This is a genomic window from Variovorax sp. LjRoot84, from assembly GCF_964254305.1.
Taxonomy (GTDB): Bacteria; Pseudomonadota; Gammaproteobacteria; order Burkholderiales; family Burkholderiaceae_C; genus Variovorax.
The window spans coordinates 6,173,231-6,189,825 of record NZ_CAXUTE020000001.1 but is presented as its reverse complement, the minus strand read 5'-3'; the positions used below and the strand labels follow the sequence as shown (position 1 = coordinate 6,189,825).

Sequence of the window (16,595 nt, the reverse complement as noted above, 5' to 3'; positions counted from 1 at the left end):
TGATGGGGGAAGAGAAGAAATTCTGGTCACTGGCTCGCAAGCAATGCAAGCGCCGCGAGGGCCGCAGTCTCGGCGCGCAGCACGCGCGGCCCGAGCGTGAGCGGTGCGAAGCCGCGCGCGATCGCATCCTGCTCCTCGGCGGCGCTCAGGCCGCCCTCGGGGCCGCTCAGAACGCATGCGCCGCGAAGCGCGGTGACCGACGTCCGCTCGCGGATCTCGCGCATGTCGCAGGTGCCCTCGGCCAGGCTCAGGACGAAGCGCTCCGCGTCGTCGATCGGCGGCGTGTCGATCCAGCCGGCCAGGGCGCGCACCGGGTGGATCAGCGGCAAGCGGTTGCGGCCGCATTGTTCGCAGGCGGCGATGGCGATCGCCTCCCAGTGCGCGCGCTTCTTGTCGGCGCGCTCGCCCGCCAGGCGCAGCACGCCATGGGCGGTCATCAGCGGCTGGATGCTCGCCACGCCGAGTTCGGTGGCCTTCTCGACCAGCCAGTCCATGCGCTCGTTGGCCGGCATGCCGATCGCCAGGTGCACGGCGCGCGGCGCCTCCCGCTCGACGGCGATGTGATTCTCGACCTGGACCGTCACTTCGCTGCGGCCCATGCGCTCCACCGTGGCGGCGTACTCGCCGCCGCTGCCGTCGAACAGCGTCAGCGCATCGCCCGGCTGCATGCGCAGCACCTGCACGTGGCGTGCGGCGCCGGGCGGCAGCGCCAGCGCGCTGCCGGCGGCCAGGGTCACGGCGCAATGGAAGCGCGGCGTCACATCCGCCCGTACGCAAAGCCGGTGGCGGCCTGCGTGCCTTCGACCTCGTCGATCACGCGCAAGAGCGGCGTGAGTTCGCGGTAGCGGCCGGCGGTCGCCCGGATGTAGGCGATGAAGCGTGGGGTGTCGGCCAGGTACCTCGGCTTGCCGTCGCGCAGCGTCAGCCGCGCGAAGATGCCGGCGACCTTCAGGTGGCGCTGCAGGCCCATCCACTCGACTGCGCGGTAGAAGGCGCCGAAGTCCTCGTCGACCGGCAGCCCGGCCTTGCGCGCCTGTTCCCAGTAACGCACCGTGATGTCGAGAACGAAGTCTTCGTCCCAACTGAGGAAGGCATCGCGCATCAGGCTCGCGATGTCGTAGGTGATCGGGCCATGGACCGCGTCCTGGAAATCCAGCACCCCGAGCGTGGGGCCACCGGTGATCATCAGATTGCGTGGCATGAAGTCGCGGTGCACGTAGACGCGCGGCGCGGCCAGGTTGTTCTCGACGATCAGCTTGAAGCTGCGTTCCAGGCGCTCCTGCAGCTGGCCTTCCACCCGCATGCCGCGGTGCCGCGCGATGTACCACTCCGGAAAGAGCGCCAGCTCGCGCTCCAGCAACGCCCGGTCGTAGGGCGGCAGCACGTCGGGCCTGGACGCCAGCTGCCAGCGGATCAGCGCATCGATCGCCTGGGCGTAGAGCGGCCGTGCCGCATCCGCATCGGCCGGGTCGATCACCTCGAGCATGGTCTGCCGGCCGAGGTCGTCGAGCAGCAGGAAGCCCTGGGCCTCGTCCCATTCGAGCACCTGCGGTGCGGTCAGGCCGGCCGCGCGCATCAGCTTGGCGACGTGCACGAACGGGGCGCTGTTCTCCTGGGCAGGGGGCGCGTCCATCACGATCCGCGTCATCGCGGCGTCGCTGGTGTCGATCCTGAAGTAGCGCCGGAAGCTCGCGTCGGCCGAGGCGAGGCGCACGGTCGCGGGCAACAGCCGATGCCGCTCTGCGATGTGTTCAAGCCATTGCGCGAAAGCCTTGGCGCGCTCCGGATCGCTCCAGCTGAACGGGTAGGAAGGCGTCGCGGCGCCGCTGGCCGGGGGCGGGGAAGCTGTCATGGATAATCGATTCTACAAATCCGCCCGGCGCGGACCTCCGCAACCCGCCAGCCGCTGGCGCCAATTCCCCGAAGACCTCTCCGTTCCGTACCGATGCCTGACCTGACCCGAGCTGCCTGGCGCCGGTGCCGCCCGCCTTTGCCGCTGGCCGTGCTGTCGCTGGCACTGCTTCAAGCGCACGGCGCGTCGGCACAGGACGCCGGTCTGGACGCGCCGCTCACTCTCAAGCGCACCCCGCAACTCGTCGAGACCATCCCGCAGGCGCAGCGCGGCCAATTGCCGAGCTTTGTCGACGGCGACCGCATTTCCGGGCGGCCCGATCTCGAAACGGTGGTCGAAGGCAACGCCTCCCTGCGCCGCGGCGAGACCGTGATTCATGCCGACCGGCTCGAGTACTACCAGCCCGACGACCTCGCCAAGGCGCGCGGCAACGTCCGCGTCAACCAGGCCGGCAACGTCTACGAGGGGCCCGAACTGGAGCTCAAGCTCGAGACCTTCGAAGGCTTCTTCAACAACGTGCGCTATCGCTTCCTGGCGACGGGCGGCGGGGGCGATGCCGAGCGTATCGACTTCGTCGACAGCAACATCTCGGTCGCCCGGCGCGCCACTTACACCACCTGCCGGCGCGAAGACTATCCTGGCTGGATGCCTGCCTGGCTGCTGAGCGCCGCGACCCTCACGACCGACACCGAAGAGAACGTCGGCGTCGCCACCGATGCGCGCCTGAGCTTCATGGGCATCAGCACCCCGCCCTTTCCGTCGCTGAGCTTTCCGCTCGGCAACGACCGCAAGAGCGGCTGGCTGCCGCCGACCATCGGCATCGACAGCGTGAACGGTGTCGACATCACAGCGCCGTACTACTGGAACATCGCGCCCAATCGCGACGCGACCTTCTACCCGAACCTGATGAGCAAGCGCGGCGTGAATCTCGGCACCGAGTTCCGCTACCTCGAGGAGAAGTACAGCGGCGAGGCCCGCGTCGACTACATGCCGACCGACAGCCTGCGCAACCGCAAGCGCTGGGGCATCTGGACGCACCACCAGCAGACCTTCGATGCCAAGTCCTACGGCCTGGACTCGCTGGGCGCCACGATCAACTTCAACCGCGTCAGCGACGACGACTACTGGCGCGACTTCACGCGCACACCCTCGCTGACGCAGCGCCTGCTGTCCAACGATGCCTCGCTCAACTGGAGCAAGGGCGACTGGAGCGGCGCCGCACGCACGCTGAGCTACCAGACGCTGCAGTACGCGCCCTCGCCCATCCTGCCGCCCTACGACCGGCTGCCGCAAATCACCGCCAACTACAACAAGTACGACTGGCACGGTTTCGATTTCTCGCTCAACACCGACTACACGCGCTTCCGCGCCGACCCGGTGCAGCAGGGCCAGCCCAACGGCGAGCGCGTCTTTGCTCTGGCGTCGCTGAGTCGGCCCTTTCTCACGCCCGGCACCTTCGTCATTCCGAAGGTGCAGCTGCATACGACCTCCTACCAGTTCGAGGCACCGCTCGCCAACGGCGCGAGCTCGGCCAGCCGGACGGTGCCGACCTTCAGCCTCGACAGCGGCATGATCTTCGAGCGCGACGCCAACTTCTTCGGCCGCGCGTTCCGCCAGACGCTGGAGCCGCGCGCGTTCTACGTCTACACGCCCTACCGTGACCAGAGCCTGCTGCCGAATTACGACTCGGCGTCCAACGACTTCAACTTCGCGACCGTCTACACCGAGAACGCGTTTTCCGGCAACGACCGCATCTCGGACAGCAACCTGCTCACGCTGGGCGTGACGACGCGCCTGATCGATCCCGAAAGCGGCGCCGAAGCCGCGCGCTTCGGCATTGCCCAGCGCCTGCGCTTCAGCGACCAGCGCGTCACGCTGCCCAATACCACCGCCGTGACCGACCGGCTCAGCGACGTGCTGCTCGGTGCCCAGATCAACTGGACGCCGAAATGGAGCGTGGACACCACGCTGCAGTACAACCCTGACGACCACAAGTCGACGCGGACGGCGATCAGCGCGCGCTACAACCCCGGCTCGTATCGGAACATCAGCGCGGCCTACCGCTACCAGGCGAACAGCACGCCGACCGCGACGGACGGCAACAAGTCGATCGATGTGAGCTGGCAATGGCCACTGAACGACCTGTGGGGCGACAAGGGCCAAGACCTCGGTCCGGGCCGCGGCCAGGGCGGCGGGCGCTGGTACGCCGTCGGCCGTCTCAACTACAGTCTGCAGGACCGCAAGCTCACCGACGGCGTGCTCGGCTTCGAATACGACGGCTGCTGCTGGATCGGCCGCGTGGTGCTGGAACGCATCAGCACTGGCCAAATCACGGCCGCGACGCGCATCATGTTCCAGCTGGAGTTCGTCGGATTCGCCGCCATCGGTTCGAGCCCGAAGCGCACGCTGACACAGAACATCCAGCGCTACCAGCCCCTGCGTCAACCGGTGGCTGCACCGAGCCGCTTCACCAATTACGACTGAGCTTCTTGCCATGAACCACATCCGCTCCATCCTCACCCTGGCGTGCCTCGCAACGCTGGCCGCGGCGGCCGGCGCGCAAGGACAAGGGCAGCGCCCCGGCCTCGGCATCACGGACATCATTCGTGCAGGTCCGCGCCTCGCACCGGCGCCCGCCGCACCGCGCACCGCCCCGCCGGCAGCGCCGGTGCAGCGCTCGGCCGAATACATCGTGGCGTTGGTCAATTCGGAGCCCATCACCAACACCGAAGTGCAGACGCGGGTCGAGCGAATCCTGAAGGAAAACGCCGAGGCGCAGCGCGTGCCGCGCGCCGAGCTCACGCGCCTGGTGCTCGAACGGCTCATCGCCGAACGCGCCCAGCTGCAACAGGCCAAGGAAGCCGGCATCAAGGTCGACGAACTCGCGATCGACCAGGCCGAACAGACGGTGGCGCGCCAGAACCAGATGAGCCTGGTCGAGCTGCGCAGCCGCGTCGCGGCCGAGGGCATCTCGCCGCAGACCTTCCGCAACGACCTGCGTGACCAGCTCCTGCTCACGCGCCTGCGCGACCGCGAGGTCGAGGCCAAGGTCAAGGTCAGCGATATCGAGGTCGACCAGTTCATCCGCGACCAGCGGACCTCCCCCAATGCCGCGACGCAGAACATCAATATCGCCCAGGTACTGGTCGCCGTGCCCGAGAGCGCGAGCGACGCGCAAGTCGCTTCGCTGCAGCAGCGTGCGCAGGGCGTCGCGCAGCGTGCCCGCGCCGGTGAAGACTTCGCCAAGCTCGCGCAGGAATTCTCCGATTCGCCGGATCGCGCCGTCGGCGGCGCGTTGGGCATGCGCAGCGCCGACCGCTACCCGAGCCTGTTCGTCGACGCGACGCAATCGACGGCGGTCAACGGCATCGCAGGGCCGATCCGCTCGGGCGCCGGCTTCCACGTGCTCAAGGTGCTGGCCAAGAGCCAGCCCGGCGCCGCCGATGCCGTCGTCACGCAGACCCAGGTGCGCCATATCCTGCTGCGCAGCGATGCCAAGCGCAGCACGGCGCAAGCCGTCGCCCAGCTGGCCGAGTTCAAGGAGCGGATCCAGAAGGGCACCGGCGACTTCGCCGGCCTGGCGCGGGACAACTCGCAGGATGCCAGCGCCAAGGAGGGCGGCGACCTGGGCTGGTCGCGCCCCGGCCAGTTCGTGCCCGAGTTCGAAGAGGCGATGAACCGGCTGGCGCCGGGCCAGGTCAGCGATCCTGTCGTTTCGCGCTTCGGCGTGCACCTGATCCAGGTGGTCGCGCGGCGCGACGCCAAGCTGAGCCAGGCCGAGCAGCGCGAAGCCGCCCGTGCCGTGCTGCGCGAGAAGAAGGTCGAGGAAGCCTTCGAAACCTGGGCGCAGGAAATCCGGGCGCGGGCCTACGTCGAATACCGCGAGCCGCCGCAGTCCTGACGCGGTGACGCCCTGAGGTGAAACACATCGCGCGCAAGCGCTTCGGGCAGCATTTCCTGTCCGACGCGGGCATCATCGACGCGATCGTGCGCGAGATCGCACCCGAGCCGGGCGATGCCATGGTCGAGATCGGGCCGGGCCTCGCGGCGCTCACGCAACCGCTGGTGGAGCGCCTGGGGCGGCTCACAGTGATCGAACTCGACCGCGACCTGGCGCAGCGGCTGCGCGCCCATGGCCAGCTCGAGGTGATCGAGTCCGACGTCCTGAAGGTGGACTTCGCTGCCCTGGCGGCCAGCCTGGTCAAGCCCCCGGCAGCGGCCCTGCGCGTGGTGGGCAATCTGCCCTACAACATCTCGACGCCGATCCTGTTTCATCTGCTGGGCTATGCGCACCTGATTGCCGACCAGCATTTCATGCTGCAGAAGGAAGTCATCGACCGCATGGTCGCGAAGCCGGCCACCTCGGACTACAGCCGCCTCAGCGTGATGCTGCAGTGGCGCTATGCGATGGACAACGTGCTGTTCGTGCCGCCGGAGAGCTTCGAGCCGCCGCCGCGCGTCGACAGCGCGGTGGTGCGCATGGTGCCCTTTGCTGCGCCGCCGCAGGTCGATGCGGCGCGGCTCGGCGAGATCGTCCAGGTCGCTTTCAGCCAGCGCCGCAAGCTGCTGCGCCACACCTTGGGCAAGTGGCTTGAGCAGCACGGCTTTGCCGGCACCTTCGACACGCAGCGTCGCGCCGAGGAGGTCCCAGTGGATGAATACGTTGCGCTCGCACAGGCCGTCCCGCCATGAAAAAAGCCCGTCGAAGACGGGCTTTTTCTTGGCGTGGTGCCGTCAGGCTGCGGCGAGCCAATAGCCGGCGTTGAAGGGGCTGCTCATGCGCAGCGCCAGGGGGGACACGTCGACCAGTTTGTCGGTCGGCATCTTTTCGGCCGCCGGGTCGGTGGGTGGGAGATCGATGCCGGAAACCGGAGCGGCAGCGTTCTGTTGAGCCTCGTTAGCCCGTTCTGCTTGGCTGGTGTGTGCAGAACGGGCTACAGAAAAGAATAGAAGCACCTGAACGGTATCTTCCGGTCCCCCCAGTAGTCGGCAGCGTCGCGGAAGATGTCGAGCAGTTGCTCGCGGGCTTCCTTGTCGAACTTGGCATTGGCCGGAATCTGCTCGAGCACGATGACGAAGCCGGGCTGCGGGCCTGATTTATGCAGCGGGTCGGTCATGCAGTCGTACAGCGCGTCGAAATTCTTGCCGAAATGCTGCGGAAAGGTGAACTGCTGAGCGATCAGATCGAGCACGTCCTGCTTGGTCTGGGCGTTGCCCAGGTTGGCATAGAGGAAGTGCTGGCCCGCCGCATGCGCCGCCTCCTGCAGGTCGCTCACGCGAAAGGCGCGAATCGACTGCACGATGTTAGGTCGCACGGAACGAAGGGATAGGGTCATCTCCGCTGGTCTTTCCATAGTTGTCGTCGTCATCATTTCTTCTGAGCGCTTGGGTGCGCCGCTCCAATCCAATTCATTGCTCATGGCACGATCCGTCTGAAACTTGCATAGTGGTCTGCCGTGTACCAGCACATCGCCGGCGCCGTGCGCTCGCCTCCGCAGACGATGCGCCGTGCACCACGATCGCGCGAGCCGGGTGTATCGACCGTGTACTCTCGGTAGTGGCCTCGTCGCTCTCGCGGCAACAAGCGTTCGCGGTTGCCGAACACCGTGCCGTCTTTCTCATGCCGGAAGGGACCACCGTTCAATATGGCCCCATAAGTGCGCTGGCCCTGCACCGGCAATTCGGCCAGAGCGATCGTTTCCTGTGCCGGCTGAACGGCGTGGGTGCCGGACCATTCACGGGCCTGGGCTCCGGCAGTGAGGGCTACGAGCATCAAGCTAGTGAGCACAAACTTGGAGACACGGGACGTGATCGAGGCGTAAGCCGCCATGGGGCACCAGAAGGAAAAGAGCGAGGGCCGAATCGGGGGGCAACCTTCGGGTTAACCCGCAAATTCAAGGCCGCAAGTGTGCACCAGGGGCGCACAAATAGCAAGCGCCTGCTCAATCTTTGAGCAGGCGCCAGGGTCTATGCGGGTCTTTGAAGTTAGCGACCGCTGTCGCGTTTGCGCCTATCGTTCGGCGTTTGCGTCGGCAACTGTGAGGGCTGTCATATTCACGATCCGGCGAACAGTCGCGCTCGCCGTGAGAATGTGCACAGGTTTGGCCGCGCCGAGCAGGACCGGGCCGATGGCGATGTTGCCGCCTGCCGCCGTCTTGAGCAGGTTGTAGGAAATATTGGCCGCATCGATGTTCGGGAAGACCAGCAGGTTGGCGTTGCCGGCCAGCGCGCTGTGCGGCATGACGGCGGCACGCTGCTTGCCGTCCAAAGCGACGTCGCCGTGCATTTCGCCGTCGACTTCCAGCCATGGCGCTTGCACACGCAGCAGATCGAGGGTCTGGCGCATCTTGACCGCGCTGGGCTGGTTGCTGCTGCCGAAGTTGGAATGCGACAGCAGCGCCGCCTTCGGCTTGAGGCCGAAGCGCATCATTTCCTCGGCCGCCATGGTGGTGATCTCGGCGAGCTCCTCGGGCGTCGGGTCGTAGTTGACGTGCGTATCGACCAGGAATACCTGCCGGTCGGGCAGGAGCAGGCCATTCATGCAGGCATAGATCGGCACGTCCTGCGGCGTGTTGGGACAGCCGCCCGGGCGCTTGCCGATCACCTGGTCGATGTAATGCAGGTGGATGGCGGTGGTGCCCCAGGTGCCGCAGATCATGCCGTCCACGTCGCCCTTGTGCAGCAGCATGGCGCCGATCAGCGTCAGGCGGCGGCGCATCTCGATCTTGGCGGTCTGCACCGTCGTGCCCTTGCGCTCGGTCATGCGGTGGTAGGTCTGCCAGAAGTCTCGGTAGCGATGGTCGTGCTCGACGTTGACGATGTCGTAGTCCAGCTCTTCCTTGAGGCGCAGGCCGAACTTCTCGATGCGCTGGGCGATGATCGCGGGCCGGCCGATCAGCGTGGGACGGGCGAGGCCTTCGTCCACCACGATCTGTGCCGCCCGCAGCACGCGCTCTTCCTCGCCCTCGCAGTAGGCGACGCGCTTCTTCGGCGCGCGCTTGGCGGCGTCGAAGATCGGCTTCATCGTGGTGCCCGAGGCGTAGACGAAGCTCTGCAGCTTGTCGCGGTAGGCGTCCAGGTCCGCGATCGGGCGCAGTGCGACGCCGCTCTCGGCCGCGGCTTTGGCCACGGCCGGCGCGATTTTCATCATGAGCCGCGGGTCGAAGGGCTTCGGAATCAGGTACTCGGGACCGAAGCTGAGCTTTTCGCCGACATAGGCGGCAGCCACGCGCTCGCTCTGCTCGGCCTGCGCGAGTTCGGCGATGGCATGCACCGCTGCGACTTCCATCTCGTCGGTGATGGTGGTCGCGCCGCAGTCGAGCGCGCCGCGGAAGATGTAGGGGAAGCACAGGACGTTGTTGACCTGGTTCGGGTAGTCGGTGCGCCCGGTGGCCATGACCACGTCGCTGCGCACGGCATGCGCGTCCTCGGGCGAGATCTCGGGGTTGGGATTGGCCAGCGCGAAGATCACCGGCTTGGCCGCCATCTTCGCCACCATCGCGGGCTTGAGCACGCCGCCGGCCGAGAGGCCGAGGAACACGTCGGCGCCTTCGATCACCTCGGCCAGCGAGCGCGCCGAGGTCTTTTGCATGTACTGGCGCTTGTCGTCGTCCATCAGCTCGGTGCGGCCTTCGTAGACCACGCCGGCGAGATCGGTCACGAACACGTTCTCGCGCTTCAGGCCGACCTTCAGCAGCAGGTTCAGGCAGGCCAGCGCCGCGGCGCCGGCGCCCGAGGTGACGAGCTTGACCTGCGAGATGTCCTTGCCCACCACCTTCAGGCCGTTGAGCATGGCGGCCGCCACCGTGATCGCCGTGCCGTGCTGGTCGTCGTGGAAGACCGGGATCTTCATGCGCCTGCGCAGCTCGCGCTCGACGTAGAAGCAGTCCGGTGCCTTGATGTCTTCGAGGTTGATGGCGCCGAAGGTCGGCTCCAGCGCGGCGATGACCTCCACCAGCTTGGCCGGATCCTTCTCGTCGATCTCGATGTCGAACACGTCGACGCCAGCGAACTTCTTGAACAGGACGCCCTTGCCTTCCATCACCGGCTTGGCGGCCAGCGGCCCGATGTCGCCGAGGCCCAGCACGGCGGTGCCGTTGGTGATGACCGCCACGAGGTTGCCGCGCGCGGTGTACTTGAAGGCGTTGACCGGGTCCTTGACGATTTCCTCGCAAGGTGCCGCCACGCCGGGCGAGTAGGCCAGCGCCAGGTCGCGCTGGTTGAGCATCTGCTTGGTCGCCGCGATCGCGATCTTGCCCGGGACCGGAAGCTCGTGGTATTCGAGCGCGGCCCGGCGCAATTCGGCGCGCTTGTCTTCGGGCGTGGAAATCGGGGAGGTCAGATCTGACATGTGCCTTGGCTCCGTGCAACGCTTCTTGTGAGGGGCGCCGATTGTAGACCTCGGGCTCCAAGGGCACGGCCCGAGGCGCAGGGCGGCAAAAAGCGCCGAGGCGTCAAGCCGATGTGGCAATATGCCCAGCTCAGAAAAACCTGACGAGGAGCGACGACCATGGCGCTGATGGATTTCATCAAGAAACAGTTCATCGACATCATCCAGTGGACTGAGACCGGCGACGGAACACTGGCCTGGCGCTTCCCGATGGCCGAGATGGAAATCCAGAACGGCGCCTCGCTCACCGTGCGCGAGTCGCAGATCGCGGTGTTCGTCAACGAGGGCCAGGTGGCCGACGTGTTCGGTCCGGGCATGTACAAGCTCACGACGCAGACGCTGCCCGTGCTCACCTACCTCAAGAACTGGGACAAGCTCTTCGAGTCCCCGTTCAAGAGCGACGTCTATTTCTTCAGCACGCGCCAGCAGGTCGACCAGAAATGGGGCACGCCCCAGCCGATCACGATCCGCGACAAGGATTTCGGCGCCGTGCGCCTGCGCGCCTTCGGCAACTACAGCTTCCGCATCGGCGACGCCAAGCTGTTCCACACCGAGATCTCGGGCACGCGCGACATCTATTCGGTGGCCGATCTCGACGGCCAGTTGCGCGGCCTGGTGCTGCAGAACATCAGCAACGCGATCGCTTCCAGCGGCGTGCCTTTTCTCGACCTGGCAGCCAACCAAATCCAGTTCGCGCAGGCGCTCGCGGCGCAGCTGGTGCCCGAGTTCGCCAAGATCGGCATCAAGCTCGAGGCCATCACGGTCCAGAACGTCTCGCTGCCGGAAGAGCTGCAGAAGATCCTCGACCAGAAGATCGGCATGGGCATGGTCGGCAACGACATGAGCAAGTTCATGCAGTACCAGACGGCGCAGGCCATCCCGAAGTTCGCCGAGGGCGCCGGTGGCGGCAGCGGCATCGCGGGCGACGCGATGGGTCTGGGCGCCGGCGTGGCGCTGGGCCAGGTGCTGGCGCAGAACCTCGCGCAGGGCCTGAGCCAGGGCGCGCCCGGCGCACCGGTCGCTGCGCCGGCGCAAGCCGCGGTCGCGGTGGTCAGCCCGGCCGACGTGATGACCACACTCGAGAAGCTGGGCGAACTGAAGACCAAGGGCATCCTCACGCAGGAAGAATTCGACGCCAAGAAGGCGGATCTGCTGAAAAAGCTGGTCTGAGCCCGTTCCGTTCGGGCTGAGCTTGTCGAAGCCCTCTTCGACGAGCTCGCAGCGAGCGGGCCCCTGCCGTCGCCTTTCGTGGCCACCGACTCCTCCCAGCAGCGCTACTACCGCGCGCCCTGCCCCGGCTGCGGCGCGCCGGTCGAATTCCGTTCGGCGCAGTCGACGCACGCCGTCTGCCCCTATTGCCAGAGCACCGTGGTGCGCCAGGGCGACACGCTCGCGCGCACCGGCAAGATGGCGGAGCTGTTCGACGACTTCAGCCCGCTGCAGCTGTTCGCCGCCGGCCGCATCCAGGAGCAGCCCTTCACGCTGGTCGGGCGCCTGCAGTACAGCTACGACGGCGGGCGCTGGACCGAGTGGATCGCGGCACTCGACGGCGACCGCACCGGCATCCTGAGCGAGGACAACGGCGCCTTCGTCTTTTCGCTGCCCTTCGAGCTGCAGCGCGAGGCCCCGGATCCGGCCGAGCTGCGCGTCGGCGCCACCACCGCCTTCAACGGCCAGAGCTACACGGTGGCCTCGAACGAGCAGGTCAGGCTGGTCTCGGCGCAGGGCGAGCTGCCACGGCTGCCCGAACTCGGCCGGCCCTTCGCGGTGGTCGAGCTGCGCAGCGACAAGGGGCTGGTGCTCAGCCTCGACTACGACACCCAGCCGCCGGGCGCCTACCTCGGCCGCGCGGTGCAGCTCGAAGACCTGCAGCTCACCGGCTTGCGCGACGAATCGGCCAAGGACGAGAAGGGCCGCAGCTTCAATTGCCCGAACTGCGGCTCGCCGGTCACCGTCAACCTGGCGGACAGCAAGAGCATCACTTGCCGCGCCTGCAACAGCATCATCGACCTGACGCAGGGCATCGGCGGCGAGCTGAAGCATGCCGTACAGGACGAGCCGGTCCAGCCGCTGATTCCGATCGGCACCGTGGGACAGTTCCTGGGTGCGCAGTGGCAGGTCGTCGGCTTCCAGCACCGCATGGGCGTGGCACCCGGCGACGACGAGCATTTCGGCTGGAACGAGTACCTGCTCTACAACAAGAAGCGCGGCTTCAGCTTCCTGGTCGATGCCGAAGACGGCTGGAGCATGGTCAAGCCCACCACGGGCGCGCCGACCATGGCCGAGAACGGCTCGCGGGCCACCTACCTCGGCAAGGTCTATCAGCAGCAGTACGCCTACAACGCCGAGACCGGCTACGTGGCGGGCGAGTTCTACTGGCAGGTCGAGCGCGGACAGAAGAGCTTCAATCGCGATTTCGCCAGCGGCAGCGCGCTGCTGTCGATGGAGCGTTCGGCCAAGGAGCTGACCTGGTCCTCGGGCAGCAAGGTCGACAGCGCGGCCGTGGCCGCCGCGTTCAAGCTCGACGGCAAGAAAGACATGTTCAAGCGCAGCGATGCGCTGCCCGTGAGCGCAGCCTCCAGCCTCGGCTGCGGCACGATCATCCTGATCATCGTGGTGATCATCATCCTGTTGATCATCCTGAGCACCTGCAGCAGTTCGAGCGGCGGTTCGCGCAGCTCGGGAGGCTCTTTTGGCGGCTATTCAAGTGGCGGCGGCCACAAATGACGTTTTTTTCCGGAGGTCCTCATGTTGGGAATTGAATGGTTACGGCCCGCGGCCTTCCTGGGCTCGCTGCTCTACGCGGTCGTCGGCGTGCTGGTGTTCTGGGTCACCTTCCTGATCATCGACAAGCTCACGCCTTATGACCTGTGGCAGGAGATCGTCGAGAAGCAGAACGTGGCGCTCGGCTTGGTGGTGGCCGCGATGAGTCTCGGCATCTGCGTCATCGTGGCCGCAGCGATCCATTGAGCCCCCCGGCTTGCCACAACGTGTGCTTCGCCACCCCCCGCGGGGGAGGCTCGGCCGCCTTGGGGCGGCCCGGCGGCGACCGATGAACGAAGCGCCCATGTCCGCGCGCCCCGCTGCGGGGAGTGGCCCGCAGCCCGTCGAAGTCGCGCTGCTCGCCAGCGTGTTCGTGGTCGCGGCCTGCGGGCTGGTCTACGAGCTGAGCGCGGCGGCGCTGAGCTCCTACCTGCTCGGCGACTCGGTGCTGCAGTTCAGCACCATCATCGGCACCTACCTGTTCGCGATGGGCGTGGGCTCCTGGCTCTCGCGCTACTTCGAGCGCCAGCTGCCAGCGCATTTCCTGCGCATCGAGCTGATGGTGGCGCTCGTCGGCGGCGCGCTGCCGGCCCTGCTCTTCATCGCCAACGCCTACGTCCCTGGCGCCTTCCGCCTGCTGCTCTACGGGCTGGTGCTGGTGGTCGGCACGCTGGTCGGGCTCGAGATCCCGCTCGTGATGCGCATCCTGCGGCGCAACGTGATGCTCAAGGAGCTGGTCTCGCAGGTGCTGACCTTCGACTACCTCGGCGCGCTGGCGGTGTCGGTCGCCTTCCCGTTGGTCCTGGTGCCGCAGCTCGGCATGATCCGCACCGGCCTGCTCTTCGGCCTCATGAACGCGGCGGTGGCGCTGTGGGCGCTCTGGCTGTTTCGCCATGAGCTGCGCCGCGTCGGCGCGCATGCGCTGGCCTGCGTGCTGGCGCTGGCCACGCTGGCCGGCGCCTTCGTGTTCTCCGAGCACATCACGACGCTGGCGGAAGACAAGTTCTACCAGGATCGCATCGTGTTCAGCGCGAGTTCGCCCTACCAGCGCATCGTGGTCACGCGCGGCGCCGCCGGACATCGCCTGTTCCTCAACGGCAACCTGCAGTTCGCGGAGCGCGACGAGTACCGCTACCACGAGGCGCTGGTGCATCCTGTGATGGCCGCGCACGGTGCGCCGAAGAAAGTTGCCGTGCTCGGCGGCGGCGACGGCATGGCGGTGCGCGAGATCCTCAAGTACCCCTCGGTGGAAAGCATCACGCTGGTCGAGCTCGATCCCCACATGACGCGGCTTTTCAGCGAGCACGAGACCCTGGCGGCGCTGAACGGCGGTGCGCTGAAGTCGCCGAAGGTCCGCATCGTCAACACCGACGCCTTCCAGTGGCTGCAGCAGACCAGCGAGATGTTCGACGTGATCGTGGTCGATTTCCCCGACCCGACCAACTTCGCGGTCGGCAAGCTCTACACCAACTCCTTCTATGCGCTGCTCGACAGGCGGCTGTCCGCGAGCGGCTATGCCGTAGTCCAGACCACCTCGCCGCTGGTGGCGCGCAAGAGCTTCTGGACCGTGGCCGCCACCGTCGAGTCGGTGGGCCTTCTGGCGACGCCCTATCACGCCCATGTGCCGAGCTTCGGCGAGTGGGGCTACATCATCGCGAGCCGGCGGCCCTACCGGCTGCCCGATGCCATGCCCGAGGGGCTGCGCTTTCTTGCGCTGCCCGCGTTGCTGCAACTGTTCGAGTTCCCGCGCGACATGGCACGCGTGCCGGCCGAAGTGAACCGGCTGTCGAACCAGACGCTGGTCACGACCTACGAGCAGGAATGGGGCAAGGTCACGGGTCACTGATGGAACCCACCCCCAGGCTTGCCCACTTCGTGTGGCCGCCAACCCCCTTGCAGGGGGCAACACCAGCGGCCCGGCAAAGCCGGTTGCGCGGTGTTCCCCGAACAGGAGCTGCTGGATGAAGCGCCGCGAATTCCTTGCAGCTACGGCTGCCGGGGCCGCAGCCCTTGGAGGCTGCGAGGCGCCACACGTGATTGAAGGCGGCTTCACCGGCATCGATGTAGAGCGCGGCCACGCGTTGCGCGATGGCGCCTGGCGCGCCGGCGCGCCTGCCGGCGTGCGCCGTGCGCGCGTCGTCATCGCCGGCGGCGGCGTGGCCGGCCTCGCCGCCGCACGGGCGTTGCGGCTCGCCGGCATCGAGGACTTCGTGCTGCTCGAACTCGAGGACACGGCCGGCGGGAACAGCCGCGGCGGCCAGGTCGGCGGCATCGCTTGCCCGCTCGGCGCGCACTACCTGCCGGTGCCGGGCAGCGAGGCGCATGAAGTGCAGGACCTGCTCGAAGAACTGGGCATGCGCCGGCGCGTGGCGGGCCGCTGGGAATACGAGGAGCGCCACCTGTGCCACAGCCCGCAGGAACGCCTGTTTTTCCAGGGCACGTGGCAGGACGGCCTGTTGCCCGTGCAGGGCGTGGGCGAGGCCACGCTGACGCAGTACCGCCGGTTTTCGCAGCGCGTGGAGGCCTTGCGGCACACGGCGCGTTTCTCGATACCCGTGCTGCGGGCGCAACCTGCGCCGCTCTTGCTGGCGCTGGACGCCGTCCCCTTCGGTGTCTGGCTCGATCGCGAAGGCTTTACCGATCCGCATCTGCGCTGGTACCTCGATTACAGCTGCCGCGACGACTACGGCGCCGGCATCGCCCAGGTCTCGGCCTGGGCCGGCATCCACTACTTCGCCAGCCGCCATGGCTTCCATGCGCCGGGAGACGATGGCGCCGAGCGCGATGCGGTGCTGACCTGGCCCGAGGGCAACGGCTGGCTCACGCGCCGGCTCGTCGACCCGCTCGGCGATCGCTTGAAGGCGGGCCATGCCGTCGTGCGCATCGCGGACACCCGTTCCGGGGTCGAGGTCGATGCCTTCGATGTCGCCACCCGTTCCCGCGTGCGCTGGCAGGCCGAGCGCTGCATCGTTGCGTTGCCGATGTTCATCGCCGCGCGCTTGGTCGAGAACCCGCCCGAGCTGTTGCGCCACGCGGCCGCGCACCTGGGCTACGCGCCGTGGCTGGTCGCCAACGCGCATCTGCGAGCTCCACTGGCCGACCGGCCCGGCGCGGCGCCGAGCTGGGACAACGTGATCTACGGCACGCGCGGGCTCGGCTATGTCGACGCGCGCCACCAGGCGCTGGACCCCACGCCGGGTGCCACCGTGCTGAGCTGGTATCGCCCGCTCGGCCCGAGTGCCTACGATGGGCCGGACGGCCGCCGCCGGCTGCTCGATCGCCCATGGACGGCCTGGCGCGACGACCTGCTGGCCGAACTCTCGCTGCCCCATCCAGACCTCGCCGGGCTCGCCACCCGCATCGAGATCACGCGCTACGGCCATGCGATGGCGATACCGGCGCCCGGCCTGCTCGGCCTGCTCGGCCAGCTCGGCGCGCGTGAGCGCGTCGCCGCCGGCCGGCTCGCCTTCGCGCACAGCGACTGGTCGGGCTATTCGATCTTCGAAGAAGCGTTCACGCGCGGACATCTGGCAGCGGCCGGTGGAGCCGCTGCTTGACCTGATTTTGCGGATTGGCGCAAAATGCGCCAAT

13 protein-coding genes are annotated in these 16,595 nt (G+C 67.3%); 8 read left to right on the top strand and 5 right to left on the bottom strand.

From position 1 onward, the window contains the following. Nucleotides 1-26 precede the first annotated feature (26 nt). Complete coding sequence (locus ACSQ9I_RS30500) at nucleotides 27-761, bottom strand: 16S rRNA (uracil(1498)-N(3))-methyltransferase (protein WP_436315671.1); 735 nt, start codon at nucleotides 759-761, stop codon at nucleotides 27-29. Beyond that, nucleotides 758-1,852: an aminoglycoside phosphotransferase family protein gene (locus ACSQ9I_RS30495; protein ID WP_436315670.1), complete on the bottom strand. Its 1,095-nt coding sequence runs from the start codon at nucleotides 1,850-1,852 to the stop codon at nucleotides 758-760. The genes ACSQ9I_RS30500 and ACSQ9I_RS30495 overlap by 4 nt, the downstream gene beginning before the upstream one ends. A 93-nt stretch (nucleotides 1,853-1,945) precedes the next feature. Here ACSQ9I_RS30495 and ACSQ9I_RS30490 point away from each other — a divergent pair, with 93 nt between their 5' ends. From ACSQ9I_RS30490 to rsmA, 3 genes are read left to right on the top strand one after another with little or no spacing between them, the layout of a single operon-like run. Beyond that, complete coding sequence (locus ACSQ9I_RS30490) at nucleotides 1,946-4,336, top strand: LPS-assembly protein LptD (protein WP_436306209.1); 2,391 nt, start codon at nucleotides 1,946-1,948, stop codon at nucleotides 4,334-4,336. 10 nt (nucleotides 4,337-4,346) lie between these two features. After that, nucleotides 4,347-5,753, top strand: coding sequence for a peptidylprolyl isomerase (locus ACSQ9I_RS30485; RefSeq protein WP_436315669.1), 1,407 nt, complete (start codon nucleotides 4,347-4,349; stop codon nucleotides 5,751-5,753). 17 nt (nucleotides 5,754-5,770) lie between these two features. After that, the gene (gene rsmA / locus ACSQ9I_RS30480; protein WP_093107105.1) at nucleotides 5,771-6,544 is read left to right on the top strand and encodes a 16S rRNA (adenine(1518)-N(6)/adenine(1519)-N(6))-dimethyltransferase RsmA; all 774 of its coding nucleotides are present in this window, start codon (nucleotides 5,771-5,773) and stop codon (nucleotides 6,542-6,544) included. Nucleotides 6,545-6,786: 242 nt separating this feature from the next. Here the strand turns inward: rsmA and ACSQ9I_RS30475 are convergent, their stop codons facing one another. The 3 genes from ACSQ9I_RS30475 to ACSQ9I_RS30465 form a co-directional block, all read right to left on the bottom strand. Then, nucleotides 6,787-7,221, bottom strand: a complete 435-nt coding sequence (locus ACSQ9I_RS30475; RefSeq protein WP_093107358.1) for a barstar family protein — start codon at nucleotides 7,219-7,221, stop codon at nucleotides 6,787-6,789. Between the two features lie 47 nt (nucleotides 7,222-7,268). After that, nucleotides 7,269-7,682 carry a ribonuclease domain-containing protein gene (locus ACSQ9I_RS30470; RefSeq protein ID WP_093107106.1) on the bottom strand — a complete coding sequence of 138 codons (414 nt, stop codon included), beginning with the start codon at nucleotides 7,680-7,682 and terminating at the stop codon, nucleotides 7,269-7,271. A gap of 180 nt (nucleotides 7,683-7,862) precedes the next feature. Next, nucleotides 7,863-10,202 carry an NADP-dependent malic enzyme gene (locus ACSQ9I_RS30465; protein WP_436315668.1) on the bottom strand — a complete coding sequence of 780 codons (2,340 nt, stop codon included), beginning with the start codon at nucleotides 10,200-10,202 and terminating at the stop codon, nucleotides 7,863-7,865. Between the two features lie 159 nt (nucleotides 10,203-10,361). Between ACSQ9I_RS30465 and ACSQ9I_RS30460 the strand changes: the two genes are divergently transcribed. The 5 genes from ACSQ9I_RS30460 (at nucleotide 10,362) to ACSQ9I_RS30440 (ending at nucleotide 16,561) form a co-directional block, all read left to right on the top strand. After that, a complete protein-coding gene (locus ACSQ9I_RS30460; RefSeq protein WP_436294122.1) occupies nucleotides 10,362-11,411 on the top strand; it encodes an SPFH domain-containing protein in 1,050 nt (349 codons plus the stop codon). Nucleotides 11,412-11,489: 78 nt separating this feature from the next. Continuing rightward, nucleotides 11,490-12,968, top strand: a complete 1,479-nt coding sequence (locus ACSQ9I_RS30455; RefSeq protein ID WP_436315667.1) for a DUF4178 domain-containing protein — start codon at nucleotides 11,490-11,492, stop codon at nucleotides 12,966-12,968. 21 nt (nucleotides 12,969-12,989) lie between these two features. Next, nucleotides 12,990-13,211 carry a DUF350 domain-containing protein gene (locus tag ACSQ9I_RS30450; RefSeq protein ID WP_093107114.1) on the top strand — a complete coding sequence of 74 codons (222 nt, stop codon included), beginning with the start codon at nucleotides 12,990-12,992 and terminating at the stop codon, nucleotides 13,209-13,211. A 97-nt stretch (nucleotides 13,212-13,308) separates the two neighbouring features. Next, on the top strand, nucleotides 13,309-14,850 hold the full coding sequence (locus tag ACSQ9I_RS30445; RefSeq protein ID WP_436315666.1) for a polyamine aminopropyltransferase: 1,542 nt from the start codon (nucleotides 13,309-13,311) through the stop codon (nucleotides 14,848-14,850). A 115-nt stretch (nucleotides 14,851-14,965) separates the two neighbouring features. After that, nucleotides 14,966-16,561 carry an FAD-dependent oxidoreductase gene (locus ACSQ9I_RS30440; RefSeq protein ID WP_436315665.1) on the top strand — a complete coding sequence of 532 codons (1,596 nt, stop codon included), beginning with the start codon at nucleotides 14,966-14,968 and terminating at the stop codon, nucleotides 16,559-16,561. Nucleotides 16,562-16,595: the final 34 nt, after the last annotated feature.

Excerpts from the sequence above, each read along its gene's own strand:
- ACSQ9I_RS30495 (WP_436315670.1), bottom strand. The coding sequence starts at position 1,852 with ATGACAGCTTCCCCGCCCCCGGCCAGCGGCGCCGCGACGCCTTCCTAC.
- ACSQ9I_RS30490 (WP_436306209.1), top strand. The coding sequence starts at position 1,946 with ATGCCTGACCTGACCCGAGCTGCCTGGCGCCGGTGCCGCCCGCCTTTG.
- ACSQ9I_RS30485 (WP_436315669.1), top strand. The coding sequence starts at position 4,347 with ATGAACCACATCCGCTCCATCCTCACCCTGGCGTGCCTCGCAACGCTG.
- ACSQ9I_RS30475 (WP_093107358.1), bottom strand. The coding sequence starts at position 7,221 with ATGACGACGACAACTATGGAAAGACCAGCGGAGATGACCCTATCCCTT.
- ACSQ9I_RS30470 (WP_093107106.1), bottom strand. The coding sequence starts at position 7,682 with ATGGCGGCTTACGCCTCGATCACGTCCCGTGTCTCCAAGTTTGTGCTC.
- ACSQ9I_RS30465 (WP_436315668.1), bottom strand. The coding sequence starts at position 10,202 with ATGTCAGATCTGACCTCCCCGATTTCCACGCCCGAAGACAAGCGCGCC.
- ACSQ9I_RS30460 (WP_436294122.1), top strand. The coding sequence starts at position 10,362 with ATGGCGCTGATGGATTTCATCAAGAAACAGTTCATCGACATCATCCAG.
- ACSQ9I_RS30450 (WP_093107114.1), top strand. The coding sequence starts at position 12,990 with ATGTTGGGAATTGAATGGTTACGGCCCGCGGCCTTCCTGGGCTCGCTG.
- ACSQ9I_RS30445 (WP_436315666.1), top strand. The coding sequence starts at position 13,309 with ATGTCCGCGCGCCCCGCTGCGGGGAGTGGCCCGCAGCCCGTCGAAGTC.
- ACSQ9I_RS30440 (WP_436315665.1), top strand. The coding sequence starts at position 14,966 with ATGAAGCGCCGCGAATTCCTTGCAGCTACGGCTGCCGGGGCCGCAGCC.